Source organism: Lutibacter sp. (genome assembly GCF_040883305.1).
Classification (GTDB): domain Bacteria; phylum Bacteroidota; class Bacteroidia; order Flavobacteriales; family Flavobacteriaceae; genus Lutibacter.
Genome location: NZ_JBFLKT010000165.1, coordinates 1 through 3484 on the forward strand (window position 1 = coordinate 1; position 3484 = coordinate 3484).

A 3484-nucleotide genomic window follows, 5' to 3' on the forward strand; every position below is an offset into this window, starting at 1 on the left:
CAACATCTGTCAAAATTATTTTTGAAGAATTTCCTTTTTCATCAGTTAACATAACATTTCCATCTTGAATTGTAGCTGTAAGTTTTCCTCCTTGTACTGTAGGTATTACAAAACTTCCACTATTTTCTTTTATCGCTGCAACTACTGCTGCCGCTTTAAATTCTCCTGCCACTACATGATACGTTAAAATAGCTATTAGAGTATTCACATTTTTAGGTTTTAATAAACTTTCTAAAGTACCCTCTGGTAACTTATCAAATGCTTCATTAATTGGAGCAAATACTGTAAAAGGACCTGCACTGTTTAAAGTTTCAACTAAATTTGCTGCTTTTACAGCGGCTACTAAAGTTGTAAAATTATCATTACTTGCAGCTACTCCAACAATTGTAGGTGTTTTTTCTTCTGTTTCAAAATAGGGTAATCTTTCAATTTCATTTATGTGAATTGCAGATACAGAAGTAATCATAAATCCAAATAATAAAAGTGCGGTAAAAAAATTTTTAGTTTTCATAATATATGTTTTAGTTGTTTAGTGTTTTACAAATATAGTTAAACATTTGGATGTTTGTTTAGTTTTTTGATTTTTTTATTAAACAAAATGTTAAATTTTTAAAATCAAATGTTATTTAATGCAGAAAAACCCCATAAACTATTGCTTAAAAGAGCTTTTTAACATTAACAATTAAAACACGAATTTGATGTTTTTTTTTAAAATTAATACCGTTTGAGTTGTTTTATGCCTTTAAAGACATAAATTTAGTACTTTAAAATATTCAGTAAAACTTTAACAATTAAATTTCATTAACTTTATAAGTAATTAAGATATATTTATAAAATGGAAATCTCGATTTTAATTGCAAAAATTATTGGTATTGTTTATGTCTCATTTGGAATAGGGCTTCTTGCTAATAAAGCTTTTTATAAAGAAACTATTTCAAACTTATTTGAAAATTCAGGATATCTGATAATTGGTGGTTTTATAGCTATTGTTTTTGGTGTTTTCATTATTGAAAATCATAATATCTGGGAGGCAAATTGGACTGTAATTATTAGCATAATAGGCTGGATTGCCTTGTTAAAAGGAATTCTATTATTAGCTTTCCCAACTAAATTAGATTTTTTAAAATCAATGTTTTCAAATGATTTGTTTTTAAAACTATTAACACCCTTAGTCTTGGTGTTCGGACTTATATTTTTGTATTTAGGGTTTATGAGTTAAACTTATTAAATAACAATAACATCTGAATATCAATTATGTAAGTTATTATTATAAATTAGGGACATTGATAATAATATTTTAGACAGTACCTAAGCTACGGCATCGTTTTGAAAATTGAAAAAAATCCACTTCTTCTTAAAATTAATCTGTTATAAATACATTATTACTTCTATTAATATCAGCCATTAAACCAGAAGCGTCAATTTCAACTTTCTTGATTTCTTTTGAAGTTGAAAAAGTATAAAACGGACTAGACCATGCCCAATCTGCTTTTAAAATTGCTGAGGTCGATTTTTGTCCTTGCATCATTTTTAAAGGAATATAAAAATCTTGAAAACTTTCATCTGAATAGGTTACTTTAACATCAATAGGCATTGGCATTTGACCAACTCTTACGAGTGTTATGTTTTTATCTTCAACTTTAGCAATAGCATAATCAATGGTGTGTGTTGTTTCAATCCATTCATTTAAATACCAATCTAATTGGATTCCGGAAACTTTTTCTGCAACACGCTGAAAATCATTTGGCGTTGGGTGTTTAAATTTAAAATCTTCGTAGTATTTTTTTAGTGATTTTTTTAAATTCTCCTCACCAATAATATAATTTAACTGCGTTAAAAACATACTTCCCTTGGTATAACTTCCGGTACCAAACGCAGCATTGGTATTAAACCTATCTGCATGAGTAGTAAGTGGTTCTTCTATTTCCGAATTTACTAAATTAAAATATCCTTTATAATTTCCCGAAGTCGGCTTATCTCCATTATTCTTCAAAATTTTATTAGATGCTAATGTTGAAATATACGTTGCAAATCCTTCATCCATCCAAGAGTGCTTACTCTCGTTAGTTGCCAATAATTGCTGGAACCAAGCATGTGCTAACTCATGAAAAACAGTTCCAATAATACTTCCTAAAGTTTCTCCTCCTGAAATTAATGTACACATCGCATATTCCATACCTCCATCACCTCCTTGAATAACTGAATATTGTTTCCAAGGATACGGTCCTATTACTGAATTAAAATAATCTAGGGCTTTTTCGGTAAGCGGCTGTATTTCTTTCCATGCTTTTTCATATTTTTTATCGTTTTTATATAAAAAATGGAGCTGTGTGCCACTTTTAGTTTTTCTAATATCATGTGTAAAATCTGGATCTGCGGCCCACGTAAAATCGTGCACATTTGGAGCTACAAAATGCCAAGAAAGTTTTCTCCCTTTCTTAATAGTTAACGGTTTTGTTTTATCTTCATAACCATGTCCGATTTCTTGTGGATTTTGAAGGTACCCTGTTCCTCCAACAGTATATTTTTTATCTATATGAAGTGTTACATCAAAATTTCCCCAAACCCCATGAAATTCACGTGCAATATAAGCCTCGGCGTGCCAACCTTCAAAATCATACTCTGCCATTTTAGGATACCATTGCGCCATAGATAAAGCTACTCCGTCTTTATTATTTCTTCCAGCTCTTCTAATCATAACAGGTATTTGTCCTTCAAAAATCATATCAAAAGTTACTGCTTCACCTGATTTAATCGGATTGTTTAAAGTAACTATCAAAACTGTTCCCTCAGTTTTATAACTTACCTCAATTCCATTTTGTTTCAGGGATATTACATTTAAATAACCTATTTCATTGGGTTTAAGTTTGGCAATTTTGCTTTGATACCTGGGATTATATTTAGTTCCATGATTTACAACCATTCTTTTATCTGGATCTATTATCGATTGTACACGAGCATCCATTTCACTTCCTGGTTGAAAAGCATTAAAATATAAATGATAAAAAACTTTATCTAATACATCTGGTGAGTTATTTGTGTAAACTAACTTTTGTGTTCCTTTATATTTGTAATTATCAACATCTACATCCACATTCATTGTATAATCAACATGTTGTTGCCAGTAAGTTGTATTGTTTTGTGCGGTAATTGAAATTGCAGTAACCAACAAAATTAGCTGTAAAAATTTTTTCATTAATTAGTTTTACTTGTTAAAATCGCAATATAAACATAAGTCTATAAAACAAAAAAGCACATTCAATTGGAATGTGCTTTTTAACAGAATATTATAATTTTATTACTTTCCGTTTACCATTTTATCGGCTAAAACTAAAGCATTGTATGCGTTCGCTACTTTACCTGAAATAGATAATGTAGAGAAATTAACTTTCTCGTCTTTTTTTCCAGGAACTAATACTTCTAGATCTAATTTAGTTCCAGAATTCATAATAATATGTTTTACCTGACTTGCAGATAATTGTGG

The 3484-nt window shown here is 29.5% G+C and carries 3 protein-coding genes and 1 pseudogene; 1 reads left to right on the forward strand and 3 read right to left on the reverse strand.

The features are described from left to right. A partial coding sequence (locus tag AB1Z17_RS05310; protein ID WP_368050758.1) for a fasciclin domain-containing protein occupies window positions 1-511 on the reverse strand: 511 nt, incomplete at its 3' end. Between the two features lie 324 nt (window positions 512-835). On the opposite strand from AB1Z17_RS05310, the gene AB1Z17_RS05315 reads away from it, so the two are divergent. Continuing rightward, the gene (locus tag AB1Z17_RS05315; RefSeq protein ID WP_368050759.1) at window positions 836-1219 is read left to right on the forward strand and encodes a hypothetical protein; all 384 of its coding nucleotides are present in this window, start codon (window positions 836-838) and stop codon (window positions 1217-1219) included. A gap of 141 nt (window positions 1220-1360) precedes the next feature. Here the strand turns inward: AB1Z17_RS05315 and AB1Z17_RS05320 are convergent, their stop codons facing one another. Both AB1Z17_RS05320 and AB1Z17_RS05325 read right to left on the reverse strand, forming a co-directional pair. Beyond that, on the reverse strand, window positions 1361-3196 hold the full coding sequence (locus AB1Z17_RS05320) for a M1 family metallopeptidase (protein WP_368050760.1): 1836 nt from the start codon (window positions 3194-3196) through the stop codon (window positions 1361-1363). Window positions 3197-3298: 102 nt separating this feature from the next. Further along, window positions 3299-3484, reverse strand: a pseudogene (locus AB1Z17_RS05325) (peptidase S8); the annotation flags it as partial.

Excerpts from the sequence above, each read along its gene's own strand:
- AB1Z17_RS05315 (WP_368050759.1), top strand. The coding sequence starts at position 836 with ATGGAAATCTCGATTTTAATTGCAAAAATTATTGGTATTGTTTATGTC.
- AB1Z17_RS05320 (WP_368050760.1), bottom strand. The coding sequence starts at position 3,196 with ATGAAAAAATTTTTACAGCTAATTTTGTTGGTTACTGCAATTTCAATT.